This window comes from Micromonospora sp. NPDC047527, from assembly GCF_040643015.1.
Classification (GTDB): domain Bacteria; phylum Actinomycetota; class Actinomycetes; order Mycobacteriales; family Micromonosporaceae; genus Micromonospora.
Map to the genome: position 1 here is coordinate 364,602 of NZ_JBEYTK010000001.1, position 25,935 is coordinate 390,536.

The following is a 25,935-nucleotide window of genomic DNA, read 5'->3' on the forward strand; positions in this document are numbered from 1 at the left end:
ACGGTACTGTGCGGCCGCGCACACCGTCAAGGGATCACGGCCCGCTGACCAGGGGTTGGACACAATCCCCCTCACGATCGAGGTTGCTCATGACCCCCAGCACGGGCCCCGAAGTGCCCGATGACCGTTTCTGCCCCGCCGCGTTACGCCGCTGGCGGCACACCGTCGAGCGGCGGTGGGTCAGCGGCGACGCGTTGCTCTACGCCCTCGGCGTCGGCGCCGGGCAGCGCGACCCCGCCGCCGAGTTGCGCTTCACCACCGAGAACTCCGCCGGCCACCCGCACGCGGTCCTACCGACGTTCGCGGCCCTGCTCGCCGCCGATCCGCCCCCGCTCGGCGACCCGGCGGCCGTCCGCCACGCCGAACAGTCCCTGTGGCTGCACCGCGAACTGCCCTCCGCCGGTACGGCCCGCGTCACCGCCGCCGTCACCGCCGTGTACGACCAGGGCAGCGGCGCCCTGGTCCGCGTCGTCTCCCGGATCCGTGACGTCCAGGGCCGCCCGTTCGCCACCGCCGTCGCCGGCTTCTTCGTCATCGGCGCCGGCGGCTTCGGCGACGACCGGGCACCCGCGCCCGCCTGGCTGGCCCCCACCGGGCCGCCCGACCACGAGATCCGCTACCCGGTGCCCGCCGACCAGGCCCTGCTCTACCGGCTCAGCGGTGACCGGAATCCGCTGCACAGCGATCCGACGGTCGCCGCACGTGCCGGTCTGCCCCGGCCGCTGCTGCACGGGCTCTGCACGTACGGCTACGCGGGGCGCGCGCTGCTGCACACGGTGGCCGGATCGGACCCGGCCCGGCTGCGTCGCGTCGACGCGCGCTTCACCGCACCAGTGTATCCGGGCGACACCCTGACGATCCGCGTCTGGCGCCACCGCCACGGCGCCGCCTTCCAGGCCGTGGACGGCGCCGGCCAGGTCGTCCTCGACCGGGGCGTCGCCCGGGTGCGGCCACCCTCGGCTGAGTCCTGAGAGCACATCCGGGCGCTCCGCTGGAAGCTGAGCGGCGGGGCCCGCTCTACCGGAGCACCTGGGCGGCCGGCCTCCAGGACGACTGGCCGATGGGCATGTCGGCCATCCAGATCTCGGCCAGGTCGGCGAGCGGGACGTCGAGGGCCTGGCTGAGGCACACCACGGTGCCGAACGCCGGCGCGGGAAGGCGGCCCGCCTCGATCTTGCGCAGCGTCTCGGGGGAGATGCCGGCTGCCAACGCCACCTCGACGAGGCTACGGCCGCCGCGCGCGGCCCGGAGGGCGGCTCCGAGGCGCTGGCCCGCGGCGATCTGTTCGGCGGTGAGGGGTTGGCGAACCATGCCACCAGGATAGTCCCTCCGGAGCGCCGCCGATCTGGCGTGGTATAAAAATACCGCTAACGGAGAGGGAGGCTGTCGTGATCGAGCTCAAGTCCGCCGAGGAGATCCGCCGGATGGCGGTGGCCGGCCAGTTCGTCGGCGAACTGCTTGCCGAGCTGAGCGGTGTCGCCGCGGTCGGCGTCAACCTGATGGACCTCGAACACCACGCCCGCCGCCGGATCGCCGAACGTGGCGCCGAATCCTGCTACTGGGACTACGCCCCGTCGTTCGGTCGTGGCCCCTTCCGCAATGTGCTGTGCCTGTCGGTCAACGACGCGGTGCTGCACGGCCTCCCGCACGACTACGTCCTGCGAGACGGTGACCTGCTCAGCATCGACATGGCGGTCGGCATCGACGGCTGGGTCGCCGACTCCGCGCTGTCGGTCATCGTCGGCAGCCCCGACCCGGCCGACGAGAAGCTGATCGAGGCCACCGAGGTCGCACTGGAGGCCGGCATCGCCGCCGCCCAGCCCGGCGGCCGCCTCGGCGACATCTCCGCCGCGATCGGCGAGGTCGCCCGCTCCTACGGCTACGGCGTCAACGCCGAGTTCGGCGGCCACGGCATCGGCCGCACCATGCACGAGGCACCGCACGTCTCCAACGACGGCCGCCCCCGTCGTGGCCTGAAACTCGACCCCGGCCTCACCATCGCCATCGAGCCCTGGTTCTGCCGTTCCACCAACAAGATCAAGTTTGACGAGGACGGCTGGACGATCCGCTCCGCCGACGGGTCCCGCACCGCCCACTCCGAGCACACCGTCGCCATCACGGCTTCCGGCCCCCAGGTCCTGACTCGCCGCCCCACGCAGGGCGCCACCGCGACCGACCCCATCGACCGGTCCGCCGCGACCTCCTGACCCCGCCGTTTGGGGCTGGGCTCAGCTGACCGGGGCGGCGGCCGGCGGCACGGGCAGCACCGATCCGTAGCCGGCCTCGATGATCCGACGCGTCGTCTCGGCGTAGGCGTCCGGACCGACGGGTGCGAAGGTGCCGAGGCCGTCGACGTACCTGTTGAACATGCAGAACGCGGCGGCGATCAGGACGGTGTCGTGGATTTCCAGGTCGGTGGCGCCCTCGGCGCGGGCGTTGGCGACCAGTTCGGTGGTGACGTTGCGGCCGCTGATCTGGACCGCGCCGGCGATGCGCAACAGTGCCCGCAGCTTGGCCGAGATCGGGGCGGTGTCGAGATCGGCGCGTACCTGGTCGACGAGGGTCATGCCCTCGTCCAGTTGCGCCGCGGCGAACGCCGAGTGTGACGCGCAGCAGAAGGTGCACTCGTTGCGCCCGGAGACGTACGCGGCGATCAGTTCCCGCTCGCCGGCCGGGAGCGAGTGCGGTGCGCGCAGCAGCACCTCGGCCAGTTCGTTGAGCGGCTTCGCCGTCTCCGGGCGGTACCGCATGGGGCCGGTGATGCCGGGAAACTGCTTCTCGTCGACCCCGAGATCGATGTGCGCCATGGTCGTCAACCCTCTCCGCCGTACGCGGTGGGCCCAGCCGGACGACGCCTCCGCTCAGACGACTGCCCGCGTGGGGCGGCGGGACCGCCGCCCGACCATGCTCCCATCCGGCCCGTCGGGGGCGTTTCTCTGATCGTGCTCTCCCGGCGACGCGGTGCCGGCGGCTGTCGCCGCACGCCGGACGGGAGGGCTCAGGGGGGCGGTGACCCGTCGGTCGTGGTCGGCGGTGCCGCCGCCACCGGACTTCGGCCCCGCCAGGTGTCGTGTTCGAGCAGACGCAGCCGTTCCTCCTCGCCCTCGGCCATCTGCCTGGTGGCGTACCGCATCAGGGGTGGTGTCATCAGCGAGGTGACGATGGCGACCAGGACGACGACGGTGTACATGGCCGTGTTCAGGACGCCGAGACGCAGGCCGGTGAGCGCGACGATCACCTGGATGACACCGCGGGCGTTCATCCCCGCGCCGAGGGCCACCGCGGACCACCTGTCGAGCCGGCCGATCCACGCACCGAGGAACGCGCCGGTGAACTTGCCGACGATCGCCACCGCCAGCATGGCGAGCCCGGTCAGCAGCACGGCTGGCTCCACCAGCGCGGTGAGGTCCATCCGCAGGCCGGCGGTGGCCAGGAAGATCGGCGCCAGGACCGACAGCACGATCGCCCGCAACGGCGCGAGGAGCACCTGGGCCGACCGGGTGGTGGCGATGAGGATTCCCGCGATCAGCGCGCCGAAGAGCGCCTCCATGCCCAGCGAGTGTGTGATCACCGCGCCGATCAGCACGATGATGACGGCCGAGGCCACCGCCGGCCCGGAGTCGCCCGAGCGGGCCGCGCGTTCCATGACGCGGCGGACCAGAACTCGGCCCACGGTGGCGGCGAACGCCACGAACCCGATCAGATACCCAACGGCGACGCCGACGGCACCGACGGTCAGGCCAACCGTCGCCGCGGCGGCCACCAGCGAGAGCAGGAGCCACCCGACCACGTCGTCGATGACGCTGACGGCGAGGGTGAGCTGACCGATGTCGCGGTGCAGCAGACGCATGTCCGAGAGGGTCTTGGCGATGACGGGTACGGCCGAGACGCAGATCGCCACCCCGACGAGGAGCGCGAACGTCCACCGCTGCGCGTCCGGTGTGGCCGATACCGAGGCCGGGATCAGCAGGCCCAGGCCGATGCCCAGAGCGAGCGGGATCAGCAGTCCACAGATGCTGACCGCGGTCGCGGCGCGCCGGTGGCGGCGCACCACCGACAGGTCGACGTGGGTTCCGGTGACGCCGACGAGCAGCAGGAGGCCGAGCTGTGCGACGGCGTCCAGCAGGTGCATCTGCGCCGGGTCGTTGGGTAGCAGCCATCCGGCGATCCCCGGGGCGAAATGCCCGAGCAGGGACGGGCCCAGAATGACGCCGGTGAGCAGTTCGCCGACCACGGCGGGCATACCGAAGCGTTCGGCGAGCGCGCCGAGCAGGCGTGCGAGCAGCAGCAGGACCGTGATGGCGGCGAGGAAGACCAGGAGCTGATGGTGGGCCAGTGGTGCCGGAGTGGCGGACAGGACCACGGGGACGACCTCCTCGCCGGATGCGTCCCACAATTCTCCGCCCGGGACGCGTCGCTGGCGTCTCCGGAGATGCCCTCCCGGTCGGTGCCGACGTGCTCCGATGCCCCTCCTGGGCGCGGCTCATCGAGCCGCCGGAGCGGGGTCAGGAGCCGGCGGGCGGGACCGAGGCGAGAGCGGCCGGAGGTGCGTCGTCCACCGTGGTGCGCGGTTGCGGCGCGGTGGTGGACGAGGTGGTCGGCCGGGTGGTCACCTCATCCATGGGGACCGGCCCGCCGCACGAGGTGCAGACCGTCACCAGCTCGACGCGGTGGCCGCAGCTGGTGTGGATGGTCTCCCGCTCGGGTGGCCCGGCGCCGGCGCTGTGCTTGTCACCCCACTGCATCAGCGCGGTCAGCACCGGCGCCAGCTCCCGGCCCCGGGGAGTCAGCCGGTACTCGTGCCGAAGTGGACGGTGTTTGTAGGGGACCCGCTCGAAGATGCCCGCCTCGACGAGGGTGTTGAGGCGTTGGGCGAGGACGTTGCGAGCCATCCCCAGGTCGCTGAGGAACGAGTCGAAGCGGCAGTCACCCACCATCGCGTTGCGGATGATGAGTAGCGTCCAGCGCTCGCCGACGATCTCGAGAGCGCGTGCGATCGAGCAGTTCTGTCCGTACCCGCGTCGAGACATTGAGTTATCGTAGTGCCCGCCAGGCCCTGAGAGCTGTGGGAATTGCCGCATCTCACGCGTCCGCCCGTCGGGCTGGTTGATGGTTGCCGCCGTGTCGGAGCAGCAGCGCCGCCAGCACCCCGACCACGGCAAGGACGGCGGCGACCGCGAACGCGGTGTGCAGGCCGTCCGCCACCCGCCCCGGTGCCGCAGGCACTCCGGGCGCCGTCTGGTGCGCGACGAGAACTGCCGACACGATGGCGAGCCCGATGGCCCCACCCATGCTGAACGAGGCGTCGGTCAGGCCCGAGGTGGTGGGCGAGTCGGCGTCGGTGGCTCCGAGGGTCACGGCGATCTGCGCGGCCACGAAGGCGGCTCCCGTGCCCACGCCGATGACCGGCAGCACGCCGATGAGGTGCCCGGCGGCCAGTGGGCCAGGCACCATGGCCAGCGCCAGCAGACCGCCGCCCACCATGGCCATGCCGCCCAGGGCGACCGTCCGCAGCCCGTGCCGCAGTGCCACGGCCTGACCGGCGTACGACCCGATGACCGACGGCAGGGTCAGGGCGACCATCAGGATGCCGAAGCGGCTCGCGGAGAAACCCAACGACTCCTGGCTGTACAGGGCGATCAGCAGCAGCACGCCGTCGACGATCGTGCCGGCGGCGAACAGCACGACGAGGCCGGCCAGTCGGGTACGGGAGCGCAGTAGTCCGGGGCGTACCAGGGGACGGGTGGCTCGTGACTCGACGGTCAGGAAGAGCAGGAGCAGCATGATCGCGCCGGCCAACCGCAGCAGGGCCGCGACGGCCGAGCCCCCGGGGGTGAACGCGCCGACGATCGTCCAACCGAACAGGGCGAGGGCGCCGACCAGGATCGCCGTGCCGACCACGTCCAGCGGACGCCCGGCGGGAGCGCACCGGTCGGCGGGCAGGAGTGGGACGAGGAGCGCGGCGGCGAGACCCACTGGCACGTTCAGCAGGAACACCCAGCGCCAGCCGGGCCCGTCGGTGAGCACCCCGCCCAGCAGCAGCCCGCAGGTGCCGCCGAAGGCCCCGATCAGGGTCCACAGGCCGAGCGCGCGGGACCGGGCCGGGCCGTTGCCGAGGGAGAGCGCGAGCAGCGGCAGCGCGGTCGTCGCGACCAGCGCCGCGCCGACGCCCTGCAGGGCGCGGGCCGCGATCAGCACAGCGCCGGACCAGGCCACGGCCGACAGCAGCGAGGCGGCGGTCACCAGTGCCAGGCCGGCGGTGAAGAGCCGTCGGCGGCCGAACATGTCGGCCAGGCGGGTGCTGAGCAGCAGCATGCCGCCGAAGCTGATCAGGAACGCGGACATGACCCACTGCACTGTCCCCGTGGACAGGCCCAGGCCACGTTGGATGCTCGGAATGGCGACGTAGACGATGGTGCTGTCTACTGTCACCATCAGGAACGAGGCGCCGAGCGCGCCGAGGGCCAACCGTTGACGTCTGCCGAGCCGCACCGCCGATGGCGACGGTCCACTGAAGTTGTCCACCATCCAGCCCCTTGGTTTCCCCGTGGTGCGGGAGCTAGCCGCATCCGTAAGCGGCAGACGTGCCGCGGGTCTGACCGGCCCACGACGGGCCACGGCTACGACAGACCCGAGGTGCCACGGCCGGGGGTGTGTCTGGGCGCGTCCCCGGGCTGCCGCTGGCGCGGCGTTGCCTACAACCACTCAGTGCGGATTAAAAACTGACGTTGGGCAATGAAGATAGCAGCAGAGCCTCCCTCGCACGACCCTGCGGGCCGGAGTCGAACGACAGCGAGCACATCACAACAAGACTGCGACCATGAAGGTGGATGGTGGTGTGGTCGAAGTGCATGTTGCACGCGATTATCGACGCCGTCTTCTAACCGATTTCCGGCAGGTTGGCCGCGACGGTCACCAGTGCTCCAACGGCGTTGTGGACGGACCGGACCACTGTCGCGGGCCGCTACGCCGCCCGGCGGCCCAGCGGGTGTGGGCGACGGCTGCGGGCGTCGTCGACCGCGAGGTTCGGCCCCGGCCGTGGTGCGACTCGACCTCGGGCGGGGTCGTCGATCAGCGAGTGTCGGCTGCCGTGCTCGGCGCGGAGGCTCCGCGCCGGTGGAATCGTGCGGCGACGGGCCATCCCCGAGTCGGCCGTGGCTGAGCAGCCCTGGCCGACGGTGTCGGGCGGCTACCGGCGGCGTGTCGGATCAGCGGATGGGAAGAGCCAGCAGGATCGGCGGGTCGAGCGGCGTAATTCGTCGTAGGTGCAGGTCGACCTCTGTCGATCCCGGACGCCGGCAGATGGTCAGTGGGCCGTGCGCGCCGATGAGGGCGTCCTGGTCCTCGAAGGTGGGGCGCCAGTAGTTCTGCTCCTCGCGGAGCCGGGAGTAGGCGAGGACGTACCACTGCCCCGGTGGTGGGCTCTCCAACCGGTAGGGGCCGGGGCGTTCGAGGACGGTGCAGCTCGCTGGCCGCCCGAGTGGCACGGGGTCGCGGAAGAGTCCGATGAAGACGGTGCGCTCCGCGTTGTGGTCGGACTCGGGGGCGTGCACGGTGCCGCGGATCGCGGTGACCGGCGGCTGGACAGTCGGTCGTAGGTCGACGGGAACCTGCGGGGTCACCCCTCCCAGCCTGCGGAACGTGCTCGGCGAGACGCCGACGCTGCTGCTGAACCGGGAGCTGAAGGTGCCCACGCTGGCGTAGCCGACCTCATGGGTGATCTCGGTGACGCTCAACGAGGTGGACAGCAGGAGTTGTTTGGCGCGGTGCAGCCGCATGACCATGAGGAAGCGCCCCGGAGAGATGCCGGTGGTCCGTTGGAAGATCCGGGTGAAGTGGAACTTGCTGAACATCGCGGTCCTGGCCATGCCGTCCACGGTGTGCTCTTCGGCAAGATCCTCCCGAATTGACCTGATGACTCGACCGACGGCTCTCTGGATAGAGTCTTCCATCGCATCCCCCAATCCGATGGTTGGTGCGCGTGTGACACAGGATTTCGTGGCGGTGACTCGACCTGTCAGGTCTAGCGTGTGGCGATACGCGTTCCGCTTGCCGCCGGGTTGTTAAGCCGGCGGCAATTGCGTGTTTAAGAACTGACAGGGATAGACATAGGGAAATGATTGGCGACGGTGGGCTTATGTTAGCCCGCACCGGACCGGCAATCAATACACATATTTCCCCAGGTGGAGATACAGTTTCGTTAGGAGACTGGTCAGGGGTGACGAAAATGGACGCTTGCCCCGTATGTGATGACAGTGGTATGTGTTGCCGGGCAATGTCTGACTGTTCGATCCGGTTTGTCGGTTGACGACCTGGTCGGCCTGGTGGAAAAGGGGCGATCCGTCGTCCCGTCCAGTGGACGGAACGGTTGCGGACGGATTTCCGACGCTGTGTCGGGTGAAATCCGGGTCAACCGGGTGCTATGACTGTCGGGTTCGGGCGAACTGGCCCGGCGACCGTCCCGAGCCGGCCGGCCCCCGGTACGCCTGGGCGATGTCCAGCCAGCGGTCGGCCTCGCTGCCGACCGCCCGCAGGGCCAGGTCGTCGCGGTGCCGGCGGCGGGTGGTGAGCAGGCAGAAGTCCTCGGCCGGGCCGCTGATCCGCTGCTCGGCGTCCTCCGGGCCGAACGTCCAGGCCGCGCCGGAAGGGGCGGTGATCTCGAACCGGAACTCGACGTCCGGCGGCGTCAGCCCGCGCGCCAGGTACCCGAAGTCCCAGGTCCGGACGGCGAACGCGACCAGGTGGCCGAGGCGGTCGGTGGGGGTGCGGTGCACTCCCAGGGCGTCCGCGACGTCCTGGCCGTGCCCGAAGACCTCCATCATCCCGGCCGCCGCGAGCACCGGTGCCGGCAGTGCGCGTACCAGCCACGGCACCGGCTGGCCGGGCGGCACCGCGGCGAGCGCCTTCTCGGCCGTGGCCCGCTCGGCACGCCAACGGGACAGCAGGACCGCGGGCGGCTCGACGACGAACTCGGCCATGGCGGCCGCCACGTTGGCGTCGAAGTCGTCGCTGAGTCGGGAGGTCACCTGCTGGAACATGGCCGGCTGCGCGGCGGCCAACCCGGCGAGTCGGAAGGTCGCCGCCAGGTGGGCGATCTGGTGCCGGATCGCCCAGCCGGGCGCCGGGGTGGGAGTGTCCCACCGGTCCGCGTCCAGCTCCGAGACCAGGGCGTCCAGGGCCTCGCTCTCCGCGGTGAGATCGGCGATCACGTCGGGTGCCTGGGTCACGTCGTACCCTCTTCCTGATAGTCGTCACGGGGCGGGTGCCTGTTCGACGGTCAGCGACACGGTGTTCCGACCGGCTGGCCGCACATTTACCAATTTATGCACATCGATGCGTGGTCCGGGTGCGGAAACTGCCGCGGCCGTTGCGAGAGGCCAGTAAAGCTGAGCTCAATGTGTCGGTAACTCCTGTGGCGCATGATCTACGTCGAATAGACTTTCCGAGTGTGCCCCAGTCGGCGACAGTATTCCTTCTCTGTTCGTGCCGTCACTCGACCAGCCCTCGACCGGCGATTACGGTCGGTGTGTCGACGCCACCAATACGGGCCGTGATTTACAGTGATCAGGAGATCGCGCAGAGCAACCAGGAAGTAGGCGATCGCCCCCCGCTGCCCCTAGCCTCGGCTCATCCGGGTCCACCGGACAAGGACACGGACGCCCCCGGCGTCCGTCTTCCGTGGGGAGAGCCGATGGCAGGCATGTGGCGCACCCTCCGTGCAAGCCTCATGACGCCGGACACCGTCGAGACGACGATGAGCCGGCGGGGATTCCACGTCAAGGACGAGGCCACCCGGCGCCGGCTGGAGTCCGTCGGCGCCAGCTTCCTCACCGGCTTCCGGGCCGCGGTGGAGGCCCGGGAGGACGCCGACATCGACCGCCTGGAGCTGATCGAGCGGCAGTTCCGTGGATTCGCCTACGAGGGCGCCGCCATGGGATACGCCATCCTGGACGGTGTCGCCCCCGGTGGCGACCGCACCGGCCGCTTCCTGACCGGCTTCGGAGAGCCGCACGTCTACATGGCCTACGTCGGGATCGGCTGGGCGTACGCCAAACTGCCCCGGTGGCGCTGGCGCGCCGTCCAGGCGCCGGACCCGCTGCTGCGGTGGCTGGTGCTCGACGGCCTCGGCTTCCACCGCGCCTACTTCGAGACGGACCGCTTCGTGCGCCGCCAGGAGATCAAGCCGGTGGCCTGGCCCCCGGACGTGCCCGGCGACTACCCCGCGCACGCCATCGACCAGGGCATCGGGCGGGCCAGCTGGTTCGTCGCCGGCGCCGACCCCGACGTCGCGGCCGAGCTGATCAGCCGCTTCGACGAGTCCCGCCACGGTGACCTGTGGAGCGGCATGGGCCTGGCCGCGACCTACGCCGGCGGTGCCGACCCCGACGAGCTCAAGAAGCTGTACGTCCATGCCGGCCGCTACCGGCCGCAGTTGGCCCAGGGCGCGACCTTCGCCGCGCAGGCGCGACTGCACGCCGGCCTGGCCACCGAACACACGCACCTCGCCACGGGCGTCTTCTGCGGCTGCACCCCGCAGGAGGCGGCGACGATCACCGAGCGGGAGCGCGACGCCCTCCCCGCGGACGGAGTCGTGCCGGCGTACGAGATCTGGCGTCAGCGGATCCAGGCGCACTTCGCCTGACAGGTAGACCAGCGGGAAGGTGGCACGGTGGAGCGGATCACGACGGGGCCTCGTACGGCGCCCGGTGGGGCGGCGCCGGCCGCGCGCTTCACCACCTCGGTGCTCGTCCACGAGCCGGGTCGGCTGCTGGTGACCTCGGCGACCCTCGGGCCGGGGGAGGACCCGTACCTCGACGACCTGGGCGGCGGCGCGTCGCTGGTGCTCCCGGCCGCGTGCGCGCTGGAGGCGCTCGCGCAGGGGTGGACCGCGCTGACCGGTCACGTCGGGCCCCCGGTGATCGAGGCGGTCGAGTTCGGCGAGCCGCTCGTGGTGCCCCGCGACCGCGCCGTCGAGCTGCGGCTGACCGCGGTGGCCGGCCCGCAGGTCAGCACGGCCACGGTGACGCTGCACAGCGCGTACCGGGGAGGCCAGGTGGAGCACGTCCGCGCCCGGCTGCGGCACCGGGGCGCCGCCCGGGTGACCGACCCGGTGCCGGTCATGCGGCACCCGGTGGCCACCGTGCCCGTCCCGGCCGCCCTGCCGGTGCCCCCCGCGCGGCGCGTCGAGTCGACGCCGCAGTGGGCCGAACCCGTGGGTGAGCTGTACGACGCTCCACTCCGCTCCGACGGTCGGCTGCGTCGCCTGCTGCGTTACCGCGAGGTCACCGCCTCGGGCTGCGTGGCCGAACTCGCCGGAGCCGGCGCGACATGGTGGTTCGGGGCGGCCCCGCCCGAGCCACTGCTCCTCGGTGACCCCGGCCTGCGCGACGCGATCCTGCACGCCCTGCACGGGCTGGCCCCCGACGCGATCCTGCGACCGCTCGGTGTGGACCGGATCTGGCTGGCCGGCGCCGGCCCGTACGAGCAGGTGACGCTGTACGCGGTCCGCCGGGATCGGGACCGCGACGTGCACCGGTTCGACCTGGAGGTGCTGGCCGCCGGTCGGGTCGTCGAACGCTGGACCGGGCTGCGGCTGCGGCTGGCGTCGGGTGCCCGCCCGCCCGGCCCGTGGCCCGCGCACGTGCTCGGGCCGTACCTGGATCGCAGGCTCACCGAGTTGGTCGGCGTCGACGCCGCCACGGTGCTCGAACCGGGCCTGCACCGCGAGCGGCGCCGGCAGCACACCGCGCTGGCCGTGTCCCGGCTGCTCGGCGCGCGGGCCACCGTGCGGTACCGCCCCGACGGGCGGCCCGAGGTCGGCGGCGGACGCTGGGTGTCGGCGGCGCACGGCGCGGCGCACACCCTGGCGGTGGCCGCGCACACGCCGGTCGGCTGTGACCTCGAACCCGTCGCGCCGCGCTCGCGCGACGAGTGGCGCCAACTGCTCGGCGGACACCTCGCCCTGGCCGAGCTGATCGCCGCCGAGACCGGGGAGTCGCTGTCCACGGCGGCGACCCGTGTCTGGTCGGCGGTGGAGTCGCTGCACAAGGTCGGGATCACGGCGGTCACCCCGCTCACGTACGACAGGCACACCCCGGACCGGTGGGTGCTGCTCACCGCCGGCACCTGGCGGGTGGCCACCTGCGTGATGGGGCTGCGCGGCACGCCGGCGGAGCTGTCCGTCGCGGTGGCCGCGGCCGGCTGATCGACCGCCCGGATGGACGTCGCGCATCCAGTTGTGCGGTGGCCATCCCATGCGCCGCGAATGTCGTCGCACGTCCTCCCGGTTGCGTTCTTTGTGGATGTGCACAGCAAAACGCGAGATGCGGCCGCAGCGGCACGCCGACACCATTGGATTGCGTCATGACGGGGGAATGTCGCAGCGTTTCTCGCGGGCGACCGGACATTGCGCGGACGCATGCCTGCAACGCGTTTCCTGTCAATTCAATCGATCGTCGGAGGTGATGCCCGTGCCCAGGGAAACCGATACAGCGCAGGCACGGACGATGTCGCTGGAAGCGTATGCCGACACGATTCTGCCCGGTGAACGGCGATGGCCCGGGGACCGGGCCGTGGCCGGGGTCTCGCAGGGCGGCGGCGCAGTGGCCTCTGGTGCGCTGGAGGTGCTCCGCTCCGCCGAGGGGGGCATGGCGCCGGCGTTGGACATGCTGGCCGACGGTCTCAACGAGCACGCCCGGGAGTACGCCGCTGGGGCCGGGATCGCGCTGGATCCAGAGGTCCCGCCGTTCGTCTCGCTCGACTATCCGGACCGGGTGCTGCTCGTGCAGCGACTGACCGACCACGCGCACCCGGAGCGGGAGGCGTGGATCAGCCTCGCCATGTTCAGCACCATCGCCTTCGACGCCGGGGCGCACACCAACACCGTGGAGGCGCTCGACGCCGGACACGCGGGCTTGACGACGATGGGCTTCCGCCCGCCGGACTCCGACGGGCTGTGGCGGTTCCCCACGTACAGCTACGGCCGGCAGTTGGCCCAGCCCCACCCCGACACGACCCCCTCCGGGAGCCCCGCATGACGAGTTCCGAGAGCACCGACGTCCTGGTGATCGGTAGCGGCTTCGGCGGCGCCATCACGGCGTACCACCTCGCTGCCGGCGGCGCGCGGGTGGTCGTGTTGGAACGCGGCCCGTGGCTGTCCGGCGAGGACTTCCAGCACGACTTCAAGTTCGGCTCGTCGTCGACCCGGATCTTCGACTTCGTCATCGGCGACGGGATGAGCGTGCTCAGCGGCAACTGCGTGGGCGGCGGCAGCGTCGTCTACTTCGCCGCGATGCCCCGCGCCCCCCGGTTCGTCTTCGACCGCAAGGGGCGCTTCAACCACCGGATGTGGCCGGCCGCGATCTCCCGGGAGTCGCTTGAGCCGTGGTACGACCGGGTGGCCGAGGCGCTGCCCGTCACCCAGACGACCTGGGACACCGTGCCGTTCTCCGGCGGGCTGTTCGGTGCCGCCTGCCACCACGCCGGACGGACCGCGAACGCGGTGCCGGTGGCGCTCGACGCGGCCACGTGCACGAACTGCAACTGGATGATGTCCGGCTGCCGGTTCGACGCGAAGCGGTCGCTGCTGCTCAACTACCTGCCGGCCGCGGTGGCGCACGGCGCGCAGATCCGGCCGCTGCACGAGGTGCAGCACCTGTCCCGCACCGACGACGGCGGCTACCGGGTGCACTACAGCGTCCTCGACGACGTCGACTACCGGGTCGAGGTGGGCGCCGGCACGATCGACGCCAAGATCGTCGTGCTGGCCGCCGGCGCCGGGGCCACTCCGGTCATCCTCCAGCGGTCCGAGTCGACCCTCGGTGCGATGCCACACGCCGTCGGCCGGTACTTCTCCGGCAACGGCGAGCGGCTCAACACGGCGATCCTCAACGAGGACCGCGTCCGTGACGTGCTCGGCCTGACCCGGCCCGACGGCGTGCCCTACGAGGCGTACCAGATCGGCAAGGGCCCGGCCGTTGCCACCTGGGACCGGCTCGACGGGTCCCTTCCCGAATACGAGCGGTACTCCCTGGAACAGCTCTACTTCCCGCCGGGCTTCGGCACGATCCTCGCCCAGGTGCCCGACGCTGTCGGGCCCTCCTGGTTCGGCGCGGAGAAGAAGGAGCTGCTGCGCCGCTGGCAGTCCTGGTTGACCGTCTTCACGATGAGCGAGGACGACAACGAGGGGGTGTTCGGCCCACCGCCGTCCAGCGGCAACTCGATGCGGCTGTCCCAGCAGATGCTCGGACGCGGTTCGCTGCGCTACGACCCGACCGAGAACACCCTGCGTGGGTGGGCCCTCTCCGACGCCGAGGTGCGCGACATCCTCGAACGCGACGGGCTGGCCCGGGTGATGCCGTGGACCAACGACGTGGTGGGCGCGTACACGGTGCACCCGCTGGCGTCCTGCCGGATCGGCGACGACCCGGCGACCTCGGCGCTCGACGACCGGCACGAGCTGCGCGACCACCCCGGCATCTTCGTCACCGACGGCTCCGCGGTGCCGGCCGGACTGACCGTGAACCCGGCGATGACCATCGCCGCGCTGGCCGAGCGGGCAGTGCCGGGCATCGTCGAGGCGGCCCGCGCGCGTGGCGTGGACGTCCGCTACGGTGCCCCCGCGCCGGACGGGGCCACCAGCAGCCGCGACGCCATGCTGCCCCTGGTGAGCGGAGCGCGGCGGCGGTGAGCGGCCTGTACGCCCGAGTGGCCCGCCGCCCCTCCCGGGCGCACGTGCGTCGGGTCGCCCCGGTGCCGGTCGAACGGGCCGACGGCCTGGTGGCCGCGGTCTACCAGCAGGTGGAGCGCGACTTCGGCATGCTCGCCCCGCCGGTCAGCCTGCACTCGCCCGCGCCGCAGGTGCTGGCCGCGTGCTGGGTGACGCTGCGCGAGACGCTTGTCGCCGCCGGCCGGGTGGACCGGGCCACCCGCGAGACGGTGGCGGCTGCCGTGTCGGCGGCCAACTCCTGCCCGTACTGCGTGGAGGTGCACTCGGCGACGCTCGACGGCCTGCTCCGGCCGGCGAGCGACGCGCCGGACGACGCCCGCCTGGCCCGGGTGGCCGACTGGGCACGGGCCGGCACGGCACGGACGTCGGCCCGGCAGGCCGCGCCCCCGGTCGCCCACGACGAGGCCGTCGAACTCCTCGGCGTGGCACTGGCCTTCCAGTACCTCAACCGGATGGTGAACGTCTTCCTCGAACCCTCGCCGATCCCGGCCGGTGTGCCGGAGGCGTTCCGTGGCGGCGTCCGCAAGGTGTTCGGCCGGTTGATGGCCCGGGGCGCCCGGGGCGACCGACCGGCCGGCGCCGCGCTGGAGCTGCTGCCGTCCGCGCCGTCGGCGCCGGACCTCGGCTGGACCGCCGGCCACCCGATCCTGGCCGACGCGCTCGCCCGGGGTGGCGCGGCTGTCGACGCCGCCGGCCGCCGGTCGGTGCCGGAGTCGGTACGGGAGCTGGTCGTCGCCCGGCTCGACATCTGGGACGGCCTGCCGACCGGGCTCAGCCGGGCCTGGGTCGGCGACGCGGTCCGTGACCTGCCCGCCGCCGACCGGCCCGCGGGCCAGCTCGCGCTGCTCACCGCGTTCGCGGCCTACCAGGTCGACGACGAGGTGGTGGCAGGCGTGCGTGCCGGCGGGGCAGACGATCGTGCCCTGGTCGAGTTGACCGCCTGGGCCAGCATGACCGCAGCCCGCCGGGTGGTGGCCTGGGTCCCGCTCGACCCGGCCCTGCCGCCGCACCCGTCGTGACCCCCCGCCCGCCGCCGGCACCCCGCCGGCGGCGGGCGTCCGTCCTGTCCGACTCCGTCCGGGAGGAAAAATGTCCACCGTTCTGGGCTCGTTGCGCAGGCTCGCGCTGGCACCCGCGCTGAGCGAGGTCAGCTTCGCCCGCCGAGGCTTCCCCGGGCCGCCGACGCCCGCCACCGCGCGGCTGGAGGCCATTCCCCGGGCCGTCGTGTGTGGCTTCGAGTGGGGCATCGACGCTCGGGACCTCACCGAGGTGCGGCACCGCGTCGAGCTGGTCGACGAGGGCATGCGCGGCTTCGCGTACGAGGGCGTCACGATGGCCTTCACCGTGCTGGACGCGATGGGCGGTGGCCGCCGCCGACGTACCCGTGAGCTGTTGCTCGGCCCGGGGGCGCCGCACCTCTTCCTGGCCTACATCGGCATCGGCTTCGCGATGGCGCGGCTGCCCCGGCCGCTGTGGCGCAAGGTGGTGCCCGACCTGGAGCCGGGCCCGTTCCACCCGACGATGACCTGGTTGGCCGTGGACGGCTACGGCTTCGACCTGGCCTACTTCGACGCCGGCAAGTGGGTCGACGAACAGCGCGTGCCCGCGCCGTACGCCTGGCAGGGTCGGCCGGACTACTTCGGCCGGGCGGTGGACCAGGGGATCGGTCGGGCCCTGTGGTTCATCCACGGCGCCCGGGTGGACGACGTGGACGCCGCCGTGTGTCGCTTCGCCCCCGAGCGCCGGGCCGACCTCTACAGCGGCGTCGGGCTGGCCGCCACCTTCGCCGGCGGTTGCGGTGCGGCGGACCTCGCGACCCTGCGCCGCCGGGCCGGCCGGTACGCGCCGGAGTTGGCGCTGGGCAGCGTGTTCGCCATGCGGGCGCGGGTGCACGCGGGCTTCGTGCCACCGCACTCGGCGGTGGCCGCCGCGGCCCTGACCGACCTGTCCGTGCAGGCGGCCGTCGCCCTGGCCGACGACACCGCGCCGGGGGCCGACGACGGGGGGCCGAACCCACCGTACGAGATATGGCGGACCAACATCCGTCGGCATTTCGACGACAAGACTGTCCACGCTTCTGTGGAGTAATTCCAAACAGTTATTGACGGCGCCTGTGTAGGTCTTTATACAAAACCCTGTCCCGCCCTCTGGGACGCATTATCTAAATGTGTCATCAATTCGAGACGCGGCACGGCACAGCAATTTTCGAGTAGCCCGGGTTCTGGCGTCCTGTGAGGATCTGCTCACACGCCCCCCGCAGGGCGGACGACAGCACCGAGCCCGTCCGGGTCCCCCCGGTCGCCGGCCCGGTCGCACGTCGACCGCCTCCGGTCGGGCGGGTCGCCCGGCGAGACAGATCGAGCCGGGCGACCCGTGAACCGACCGGCCCGGGCCGGTACGCCACCGCGACGCGCGGTGGCGTCACTCCGACGAGTTCCGTCACCAAACGGGAGGTCTTGAGTTCATGTCAGCGACGTTTGGCCTGCTGCGCCGGCAGCTCGCCGGGATCATCGGCCTCACACTCGTGGTCGGAATGTTCTTCGCCGTCCGGTTGCCCAGCTCGTCCGCAGCGGAGCGGACGGACCTGTCGTCCCGGTACGCGTTCGAGCCCATGGGCATCGCGCTGCCCTCCGGAGCCGTACAACAGTCGATCCGCAAGGTGAACAAGTCCTACACCCACATCGACGCCTGGATCTCCTCCGTGGGTGCCGGCGTCGCCATGAACGACCTGGACGGCGACGGCCTGGCCAACGACCTCTGCCTGACCGATCCCCGCACCGACCAGACCGTCGTCACCCCGACGCCGGGCAAGGGCGAGGGCCGGTACCAGCCGTTCGCGCTGGACGCCGCGCCGCTGCCGATCAGTCGGATCACCGCGCCGATGGGCTGCGCGCCGGGTGACTTCAACGAGGACGGCCGGATGGACCTGCTGGTCTACTACTGGGGCCGTACGCCGATCCTCTTCCTGGCACAGGGCGGGGCGCTCGCCCTCGGCAACGCCGCCTACCGCCCCGTCGAGCTGGTGCCAGGTGTCGGCGCCGGTGAGTACAACGGCCCACTGTGGAACACCAACGCCGTGGCGATCGACGACTTCGACGGTGACGGTCACGTCGACATCTACATCGGCAACTACTTCCCGCACAGCCCCGTCCTCGACGACACCGTCGAAGGCGGAGTGGAGATGAACGACTCGATGTCCAACGGCCTCAACGGCGGCGAGGACTACGTCTTCCGGTGGACCGGTGGGTCGGCGGGTGCCGAGCCGAACGCCACCTTCCAGCTGGTGAGCAACGTGGTCCCCCGAGCCGTCTCGAAGGGCTGGGCCCTCGGGGCCTCCGCCGCCGACATCGACGGCGACCTGCTGCCGGAGCTGTACCTGGCCCACGACTTCGGCCCCGACCGGTTGCTCTACAACCGTTCCACGCCGGGCAACATCGAGTTCGCGCTGGTCGACGGGGTCCGCACCGCGAACGTTCCGAAGTCGAAGGTGCTGGGCAAGGACTCGTTCAAGGGGATGGGCGCCGACTTCGGTGACATCGACGGAGACGGCCTGTACGACCTGTTCGTCAGCAACATCACCACGCCGTTCGGCATCCACGAGAGCAACTACGCGTTCATGAACACCGCCAAGGACCACAGCGAGGTCAAGACCAGCTTCAGCAGTGGCAACGCCCCGTTCTACGACCGCAGCGCCGACCTCGGCCTGGCCTGGTCGGGCTGGGGCTGGGACGTCAAGATGGCCGACTTCGACAACGGCGGGCGGCTCGCCATCGCCCAGGCCACGGGCTTCGTCCGGGGTGAGGTCAACCGCTGGCCCCAGCTCCAGGAGCTGGCCACCACCAACGACACGCTGGTCCGCCACCCGGCCTGGTGGCCGAACGTGCGCGCCGGTGACGACGTCGGCGGCAACCAGCGGCTGCACTTCTTCGTCCGGGGCGAGGACGGTCGGTACGTCAACATCGCACCCGAGCTGGGTCTGGACATCCCCGTACCCACCCGAGGGCTGGCCACCGGCGACTCCGACGGGGACGGCCGGCTCGACCTGGCGGTCGCCCGACAGTGGGCGGAGCCCATCTTCTACCGCAACACCAGCCCGAACGCGGGTGCCTTCCTCGGCCTGCGGCTGACCCACGAGTCCGCCGACCCGGCCGGCCGCGGCTCGCCGGCTGTCGGCGCCCAGGTCGCCGTCACCATGCCCGACGGCCGCACGCTCGTCTCCAAGGTCGACGGCGGCGGTGGGCACTCCGGCAAGCGCAGCAACGAGGTGCACATCGGGCTCGGCGCCGACGTCACCGGGCCGGTGAAGGTCACCCTCTGCTGGCGCGACCGTACCGGACAGATCCGTAAGCAGGACCTTCAGCTGACCCCGGGTTGGCACGACGTGCAGCTCGGCTCGCAGGCCAACGAGAGGTAATGGACATGGCCGAGACCCAGACCATCCCCGTCCGCCACGACGCCAAGATCACGACTGCGCTGCGCCGCTTCGCCATGTCGATCACGATCTTCAACATCGTCGGCTACGTCTACCTGGGCTTCGAGCAGCCCTGGCTGTGGCCCTTCATCGCGCTCGCCACCGGGTACACCGTCGAGATCGTGCTCGAGGCCGTCGGCGCCCGGGCCGAGGGTCGCGCGCCGCGCTTCCTCGGCGGCGGCAAGCGCGGGTTCATGGAGTTCCTGCTGCCGGCGCACATCACCTCGCTGGCCGTCAACATGCTGACCTACGTCAACGACCGGGTCTGGGTGATGATGTTCGGGGTCACCGTCGCGATCGCCGCGAAGTGGATCCTGCGGGCTCCCGTCCGAGGCCGGCTGCGGCACTACATGAACCCGTCCAACTTCGGTATCGCGGTCATCCTGATCCTGTTCCCGTGGGCCAGCATCGCCCCGCCCTACCACTTCACCGAGCACACCCCCGCGCTCGGCGACTGGCTGATTCCAGCCATCATCATCACCGCCGGGACGATGCTCAACGCCAAGCTCACCAACCGGATGTGGCTGATCCTCGGCTGGCTGTCCGTGTTCGCGCTCCAGGCGGTGGTGCGCGGGCTCATCCTCGACACCGCCATCCTGGGTGCCCTCGGCATGATGACCAGCGTGGCGTTCGTGCTGTTCACGAACTACATGATCACCGACCCGGGCACCAGCCCATCCAGCCCCGCGTCGCAGTTCGCCTTCGGTGCCGGCGTGGCCACCGTCTACGGCGTGATCACCGGCGCGGGGATCGCCTACGGGCTGTTCTTCGCCACCGCGACGGTCTGCCTCATCCGCGGCATGTACCTGTGGGCGCTGCACATCTCCAACAAGGTCCGCGAGCAGCGGGAAGCCGCCGCCGGCGGGACGGAAACCCCCGGTGGCCAGCCCGCCCCGATCGCCGCCGCCACCGGCACCGAGGCAGGCGCCGACGCCGGCACTCTCGCCACGGAGCCCAACTCGCATAAAGAGGCGGTACCGGCATGAGTCGCATCGCCGTCGTCGGCCTGGCGTGCCGATATCCCGACGCCGCGTCGCCCGGGGAACTGTGGGAGAACGCGGTCGCCGGCCGGCGGGCCTTCCGCCGCCTGCCGGACGAGCGGATGCGGCTGGCCGACTACTGGGACGCCGACCGCAGCGCCCCGGACCGGTTCTACGCGCGCAACGCGGCCGTCATCGAGGGGTACGAGTTCGACCGGGTGAAGTTCCGCATCGCCGGCAGCACGTACCGCTCCACCGACCTGACCCACTGGCTGGCCCTGGACGTGGCCGCCTCGGCACTCGGCGACGCCGGCTTCCCGATGGGCGAGGACCTGCCCCGCGAGCGGACCGGCGTGGTGGTGGGCAACACCCTCACCGGGGAGTTCGCCCGCGCCAACGTGCTGCGGCTGCGCTGGCCGTACGTCCGTCGGACCGTCGGCGCGGCCCTGCGCGAGCAGGGCTGGGACGACGACCAGCTCGGTGACTTCCTCGGCACCCTCGAACAGCGCTACAAGGCGCCGTTCCCGGAGATCGACGAGGACACCCTGGCCGGCGGACTGTCCAACACCATCGCCGGGCGGATCTGCAACTACTTCGACCTCAAGGGCGGCGGCTACACCGTCGACGGCGCCTGCTCCTCGTCACTGCTGTCGGTGCTGACCGCCTGCCGCGGCCTGGTCGACGGCGAGCTGGACGTCGCCGTGGCCGGCGGCGTCGACCTGTCGATCGACCCGTTCGAGATCATCGGCTTCGCCAAGACCGGCGCGCTGGCCCGTGGCGACATGAAGGTCTACGACCAGGGCTCCAACGGGTTCTGGCCCGGTGAGGGCTGCGGCATGGTCGTCCTGATGCGACACGAGGACGCGGTGGCGCAGGGCCGGCGCATCTACGCGTCGATCGCCGGCTGGGGGGTGTCCTCCGACGGCAAGGGCGGCATCACCCGGCCGGAGGAGGACGGCTACCGGCTGGCGCTGCGCCGGGCGTACGAGCGCGCCGGCTTCGGCATCGAGACCGTCGCCATGTTCGAGGGGCACGGCACCGGCACCGAGGTGGGTGACGGCACGGAGCTGCGGGCGCTCACCGAGGCTCGGCGCCTCGCCGGCGCCTCCGGCACGCCGGCCGCGATCAGCTCCATCAAGGCGATGATCGGGCACACCAAGGCGGCTGCCGGTGTCGCCGGCCTGCTGAAGGCGGTCCTCGCGGTGCACCACCAGATGCTGCCGCCGACCGTCGGCTGCGAGGATCCGCACGACGTGCTCACCTCGACCGAGGCGAAGCTGCGGGTGCTGCCCGCCGCCGAGCCGTGGCCGGCCGACGCGCAGTTGCGCGCCGGGATCACCGCCATGGGGTTCGGTGGGATCAACACCCACCTGGTCGTGCAGGGCGAGGACGGCGCACGCCGCCGGCCGGACGCCCGGACCCGCACGATGGCGTCCCGGACGCAGAACGTCGAGCTGCTCGCCGTGGACGCCGACACGCCGGCCGAGCTGGCCGAGCGGATCGGCGCCCTCGCCACACAGGTGATCAAGCTGTCGTACGCGCAGCTCGGTGACCTGGCCGCCGGCCTCTACCGGGAGCTGGGCGACCGGCCGTACCGGGCCGCCGTGGTGGCCCGCTCGCCGGAGGACGCCGAGCGCCAGCTGCTGCGGGTGCACGCGGCCCTACAGGCCGGGGAGACCCGGTTGTACGCCGTGGACGGCCGGGCCTTCCTCGGGCACGCCCGAGGCTCCGCCCGGATCGGTTTCCTCTTTCCCGGGCAGGGCACGGGTCGTGGCCGGCCGGCGCAGGCGCTGCGTCGCCGGTTCACCCAGGCCGAGCGGATCGTCACCGAGGCGGCGCTGCCCACCGGCGACGTGGTGGCCACCGAGGTCGCCCAGCCCCGCATCGTCACCGGGTCGGTCGCCGGGCTGAGCGTGCTCTCCGCGCTCGGCATCGAGGCCGACGTCGCCGTGGGGCACAGCCTCGGCGAGCTGACCGCACTGCACTGGGCCGGGGCGATGGACCTGTCGTCGGTGCTGCGGATGGCCGCCACGCGGGGCCGGACCATGGCCGAGCACGGTCGCCCCGACGGGACGATGGCCGGTATACCGGCCGACCCGGAGACCGTACGTCGGCTCCTCGGCGAGGACCCCGTGGTCATCGGTGGCTACAACAGCCAGCGGCAGACCGTGGTCTCCGGCGCGGTCGAGGCGGTCGACCGGGTGCTGGCGCGAGCCGAGGCGGCCGGCGTGGCCGGCAAACGGCTGCGGGTCTCGCACGCCTTCCACTCGCCCCTGGTCGCCGAGGCGGCCGAGGCGTTCGGCGGGTACCTCGCCGGTGAGCGGTTCGACCCGCTGCACCGGCAGGTGATCTCCACCGTGACCGGCGCCGAGCTGCCGTCGGACACCGACCTCGCCGCCCTGCTGCGCAACCAGATCACCGATCCGGTGCTGTTCACGCAAGCCGTCGCGTTGGCCGCCAAGGAGGTGGACCTGTTCGTCGAGGTCGGCCCGGGACGCATCCTGTCCGACCTGGCCCGCACCGACGTGTCGGTGCCGGCGGTGGCACTCGACACCGATGACGAGACGATGGCCAGCGTGCTGCGGGTGGCCGCGGCGGCGTACGTCGTCGGTGCCGCCCGGGTGCACCCGCAGCTCTTCGACGGCCGGCTGGTCCGGCCGCTGAAGGACGTCGAGCAGTTCACCTTCTTCACCAGCCCCTGCGAGACGGTGCCCGAGGTGGCGCTGCCGGAGTCGCAGCAGCGGGCCGTCGAGGTCGCCGCGCCGCTGCCCGGTGGCGCGCCCACCGGCGAGTCGGCGTCCCTGACGCTGCGCCAACTCGTCGCCGAGCGGGCGGAGCTGCCACTGGACATGGTCGGCGAGGACAGCCGACTCCTCGACGACCTGCACCTCAGCTCGATCACGGTCAGCCAGGTGGTCAACCAGGCCGCCGAACGGCTGGGCGTACCCCCGTCACGGCTGCCCACCAACGTCGCCACGGCGACCGTACGGGAGGTCGCCGAGGCGCTGGAGACACTGATCGGCACCGGCCTGATCGAGGATGCGTCGCAGCCGACGTCGGTGGCCGGTGTGGCCACCTTCATCCGGGCGTTCGCGGTCGACCTGGCCGAGACACCCACGCCGGTGCCCGGCCCGGCCGAACCGGCCGGCAGGTGGCAGCTCTTCGGCGCGCTCACCGATCCACGCGCCGAGCAGGCCCGCCAGGCGTTGGCCAACGGCGGCGTGGGCGGCGGCGTGCTGGTCTGGCTGCCGGCGGACTGCCCGCCGGAACAGCTCGAACCGGCCCTGCAGGGGGCCCGGGCGGTGCTGGCCGGCGGCACGACCGACCGCTTCGTGGTGGTGCAGCACGGCCTCGGGGCCAGCGGGCTGGCCCGCACCCTGCGGCTGGAGGCGCCCCAGATCAGGACCACGGTGGTGCACCTGCCGCCCGGGTTCGACGCCGCCGAGCGGGTGCTGGCCGAGGTCGCCGCGACCGAGAGCTACCGCGAGGTCCACTACGACGCCTCGGGCACCCGCCGGGAGCAGGTCCTGCGGGCCCTGCCGATCGCGCCGGGCCGCACCGAGGCCCCGCTCACGACCGGGGACGTGCTGCTGGTCACCGGTGGGGGCAAGGGCATCACCGCCGAGTGCGCCCTCGCCCTGGCCGTCGACGCCGGGGCCCGACTGGTGGTGCTCGGCCGGTCCGACCTGGCCGGCGACGCGGAGCTGTCGGCCAACCTGGAGCGCTTCGCCGCCTCCGGGGTCGAGGCCCGGTACTTCCAGGCCGACGTCACCGATCCGGTGGCGGTCCGGGCCGCGGTCGACGAGGCCCAGCGCCTGCTCGGCCCGGTCACCGCCGTGCTGCACGGCGCCGGGCGCAACGAGCCGGCCGCGCTGACCTCCCTGAGCATGGACGACTTCCATGGCGCCCTCGCACCCAAGGTCGGTGGGCTCACCAATGTGCTGGACGCGGTCGACGCCGACCGGCTCAAGCTGCTGGTGACCTTCGGCAGCATCATCGGTCGGGCCGGGCTGCGGGGCGAGGCGCACTACGCCACCGCCAACGACCGGCTCGCCGAGCAGACCCGCCGATTCGGCGCCGCCCACCCGGACTGCCGTTCCATCTGTCTGGAGTGGTCGGTCTGGTCGGGCGTCGGCATGGGGGAGCGGCTGTCCGTCGTCGAGTCGTTGACCCGCGACGGCATCACCCCGATCACCCCCGACGAGGGCGTGGCGCTGCTGCGCCGGCTGGTCACCGACCCGGACACTCCGCCGGTGGTGGTGGCCAGCGGCCGGGCCGACAGCCTCGACACGCTCCGGTTCGAGGAGCCGGAGCTGCCGCTGCTGCGCTTCGTGGACCGGCCCCAGGTCCGCTACCACGGGGTCGAGCTGGTCACCGACGTCGAGCTCACCGCCGGCAGTGACCTGTACCTGCCCGACCACCTCCTCGACGGCAACCTGCTCTTCCCGGCGGTCTTCGGCATGGAGGCGATGGCGCAGGCGGCCATGGCCGTCACCGGCCGCGACGAGACACCTGTCATCGAGCAGGCCCGGTTCAGTCGACCGATCGTGGTGCCGCCGCACGGCAGCACCACCATCCGCATCGCGGTGCTCGTCACCGCCGACGACACCGTGCGCGCGGTGATCCGCGCCTCGGACACCGGGTTCGCCGCCGACCACTTCGAGGCGACGCTGCGCTTCGCCGAGACCCCGGTGCCGACCGGACCGCCGGAGCAGGTCACCGACGACCTGCCGCCGGTGCCGCTCGACCCGGCCCGCGACCTGTACGGCGGCACCCTCTTCCAGGGGGCACGCTTCCAGCGGCTGCGCGGGTTCCACCGGGCCGCCGCCCGGGACGTCGACGCCGACCTGGCGGCCGAGCCCGGTACGGACTGGTTCAGCGCGTACCTGCCGGGCACCCTGCTGCTCGGCGACCCAGGGGTCCGCGACGCGCTGATGCACGGCAACCAGGTCTGCGTCCCGGATGCCACCCTGCTGCCGGTGGCGATCGAGCGTCTGTACCCGGCCGGTCCGCGGCTGGGCACCGAAGGCTCGCTGCGCTACTGCGCCACCGAGCGGGAGCGCGACGGCGACACCTACGTCTACGACATCGCGCTGCGAACCGGCTCGGGCGAGGTCGTCGAGCGGTGGGAGGGCCTGCACCTGCGGGCCGTACGGAAGAAGGACGGCCGGGGTCCCTGGGTGGCGCCGCTGCTCGGCTCCTACCTGGAACGGACCCTGGGTGACCTGATCGGCGCCACGGTGGCCGTCGCCGTCGAACCGGACGCGGAGGCCGGCGACGGCGACCGGGACGCCCTGGCGGTCGGTCGCGCCCTCGGGCACGCCGTGTCGCTGCGCTACGACGGCAACGGACGTCCGGAGAAGGTCGGCGACCGCTCGGTGGCGGTCTGCCACGGCGCTGGCCTCAGCCTCGCCGTGGCGGCCACCGCCCAGATCGGCTGCGACGTGCGGCCGGTGCCGGCGCGTTCGGCCGACGAGTGGTCGGCGGTCCTGGGCCGGCGCGGGGCGCTGCTCGACCAGTTGGTGGACGGCTCCGGTGAGGACCGGGACGTCTCCGGGGCCCGCATCGAGGCGGTCCTGGCCTGCCTGCGTCAGATCGGTCTGCCGGAGCACGCGCCGGTGGCGTTGACCCCGGTCCGGCGCGACGGCTGGGTGGTCTTCGCCTCGGGTCCGGTGCGGGTGGCCACCCTCGCCACCACCGTGGGTGACACGGCCGCGCCGGTCCTCCTGGCCGTCCTCACCGATGGCTGGTCATGA

18 protein-coding genes are annotated in these 25,935 nt (G+C 72.1%); 11 read left to right on the forward strand and 7 right to left on the reverse strand.

Annotated elements, in window-relative coordinates:
* Positions 1 to 89: 89 nt before the first annotated feature.
* Positions 90 to 971: a MaoC/PaaZ C-terminal domain-containing protein gene (locus ABZ808_RS01540; RefSeq protein ID WP_356999351.1), complete on the forward strand. Its 882-nt coding sequence runs from the start codon at positions 90 to 92 to the stop codon at positions 969 to 971.
* A 46-nt stretch (positions 972 to 1,017) separates the two neighbouring features.
* Here ABZ808_RS01540 and ABZ808_RS01545 read toward each other — a convergent pair whose 3' ends face one another.
* Positions 1,018 to 1,311, reverse strand: a complete 294-nt coding sequence (locus ABZ808_RS01545; RefSeq protein ID WP_356999354.1) for a helix-turn-helix transcriptional regulator — start codon at positions 1,309 to 1,311, stop codon at positions 1,018 to 1,020.
* 77 nt (positions 1,312 to 1,388) lie between these two features.
* Here ABZ808_RS01545 and map point away from each other — a divergent pair, with 77 nt between their 5' ends.
* Positions 1,389 to 2,207 (forward strand): type I methionyl aminopeptidase, encoded by an 819-nt coding sequence (map, locus tag ABZ808_RS01550; RefSeq protein ID WP_356999357.1) that lies wholly within the window; start codon positions 1,389 to 1,391, stop codon positions 2,205 to 2,207.
* 21 nt (positions 2,208 to 2,228) lie between these two features.
* Here the strand turns inward: map and ABZ808_RS01555 are convergent, their stop codons facing one another.
* From ABZ808_RS01555 to ABZ808_RS01580, 6 genes are all read right to left on the reverse strand, one after another.
* Positions 2,229 to 2,807: a carboxymuconolactone decarboxylase family protein gene (locus tag ABZ808_RS01555; protein ID WP_356999360.1), complete on the reverse strand. Its 579-nt coding sequence runs from the start codon at positions 2,805 to 2,807 to the stop codon at positions 2,229 to 2,231.
* Positions 2,808 to 2,998: 191 nt separating this feature from the next.
* Positions 2,999 to 4,363: a cation:proton antiporter gene (locus ABZ808_RS01560; RefSeq protein WP_356999364.1), complete on the reverse strand. Its 1,365-nt coding sequence runs from the start codon at positions 4,361 to 4,363 to the stop codon at positions 2,999 to 3,001.
* 142 nt (positions 4,364 to 4,505) lie between these two features.
* A complete protein-coding gene (locus tag ABZ808_RS01565; protein ID WP_356999366.1) occupies positions 4,506 to 5,030 on the reverse strand; it encodes a helix-turn-helix domain-containing protein in 525 nt (174 codons plus the stop codon).
* Between the two features lie 52 nt (positions 5,031 to 5,082).
* Positions 5,083 to 6,528 (reverse strand): MFS transporter, encoded by a 1,446-nt coding sequence (locus ABZ808_RS01570; protein ID WP_356999368.1) that lies wholly within the window; start codon positions 6,526 to 6,528, stop codon positions 5,083 to 5,085.
* A 680-nt stretch (positions 6,529 to 7,208) separates the two neighbouring features.
* Complete coding sequence (locus tag ABZ808_RS01575; protein WP_356999370.1) at positions 7,209 to 7,952, reverse strand: helix-turn-helix transcriptional regulator; 744 nt, start codon at positions 7,950 to 7,952, stop codon at positions 7,209 to 7,211.
* Between the two features lie 468 nt (positions 7,953 to 8,420).
* A complete protein-coding gene (locus ABZ808_RS01580) occupies positions 8,421 to 9,227 on the reverse strand; it encodes a TIGR03084 family metal-binding protein (RefSeq protein ID WP_356999373.1) in 807 nt (268 codons plus the stop codon).
* 464 nt (positions 9,228 to 9,691) lie between these two features.
* On the opposite strand from ABZ808_RS01580, the gene ABZ808_RS01585 reads away from it, so the two are divergent.
* The 9 genes from ABZ808_RS01585 (at position 9,692) to ABZ808_RS01625 (ending at position 25,935) form a co-directional block, all read left to right on the forward strand.
* Positions 9,692 to 10,642 (forward strand): DUF1702 family protein, encoded by a 951-nt coding sequence (locus tag ABZ808_RS01585; RefSeq protein WP_356999375.1) that lies wholly within the window; start codon positions 9,692 to 9,694, stop codon positions 10,640 to 10,642.
* A 27-nt stretch (positions 10,643 to 10,669) separates the two neighbouring features.
* The gene (locus tag ABZ808_RS01590) at positions 10,670 to 12,205 is read left to right on the forward strand and encodes a polyketide synthase dehydratase domain-containing protein (protein ID WP_356999378.1); all 1,536 of its coding nucleotides are present in this window, start codon (positions 10,670 to 10,672) and stop codon (positions 12,203 to 12,205) included.
* A 301-nt stretch (positions 12,206 to 12,506) separates the two neighbouring features.
* A complete protein-coding gene (locus ABZ808_RS01595) occupies positions 12,507 to 13,037 on the forward strand; it encodes a DUF5987 family protein (RefSeq protein ID WP_356999381.1) in 531 nt (176 codons plus the stop codon).
* On the forward strand, positions 13,034 to 14,689 hold the full coding sequence (locus tag ABZ808_RS01600; RefSeq protein ID WP_356999383.1) for a GMC family oxidoreductase: 1,656 nt from the start codon (positions 13,034 to 13,036) through the stop codon (positions 14,687 to 14,689). Before ABZ808_RS01595 ends, ABZ808_RS01600 begins: the two co-directional genes overlap by 4 nt.
* On the forward strand, positions 14,686 to 15,747 hold the full coding sequence (locus ABZ808_RS01605) for a carboxymuconolactone decarboxylase family protein (RefSeq protein ID WP_356999386.1): 1,062 nt from the start codon (positions 14,686 to 14,688) through the stop codon (positions 15,745 to 15,747). Before ABZ808_RS01600 ends, ABZ808_RS01605 begins: the two co-directional genes overlap by 4 nt.
* A 70-nt stretch (positions 15,748 to 15,817) precedes the next feature.
* Positions 15,818 to 16,816 carry a DUF1702 family protein gene (locus tag ABZ808_RS01610; protein WP_356999389.1) on the forward strand — a complete coding sequence of 333 codons (999 nt, stop codon included), beginning with the start codon at positions 15,818 to 15,820 and terminating at the stop codon, positions 16,814 to 16,816.
* 376 nt (positions 16,817 to 17,192) lie between these two features.
* Positions 17,193 to 19,142 (forward strand): CRTAC1 family protein, encoded by a 1,950-nt coding sequence (locus tag ABZ808_RS01615; protein WP_356999393.1) that lies wholly within the window; start codon positions 17,193 to 17,195, stop codon positions 19,140 to 19,142.
* 5 nt (positions 19,143 to 19,147) lie between these two features.
* Positions 19,148 to 20,185: an enediyne biosynthesis protein gene (locus ABZ808_RS01620; protein WP_356999396.1), complete on the forward strand. Its 1,038-nt coding sequence runs from the start codon at positions 19,148 to 19,150 to the stop codon at positions 20,183 to 20,185.
* A complete protein-coding gene (locus ABZ808_RS01625) occupies positions 20,182 to 25,935 on the forward strand; it encodes a type I polyketide synthase (protein WP_356999399.1) in 5,754 nt (1,917 codons plus the stop codon). Before ABZ808_RS01620 ends, ABZ808_RS01625 begins: the two co-directional genes overlap by 4 nt.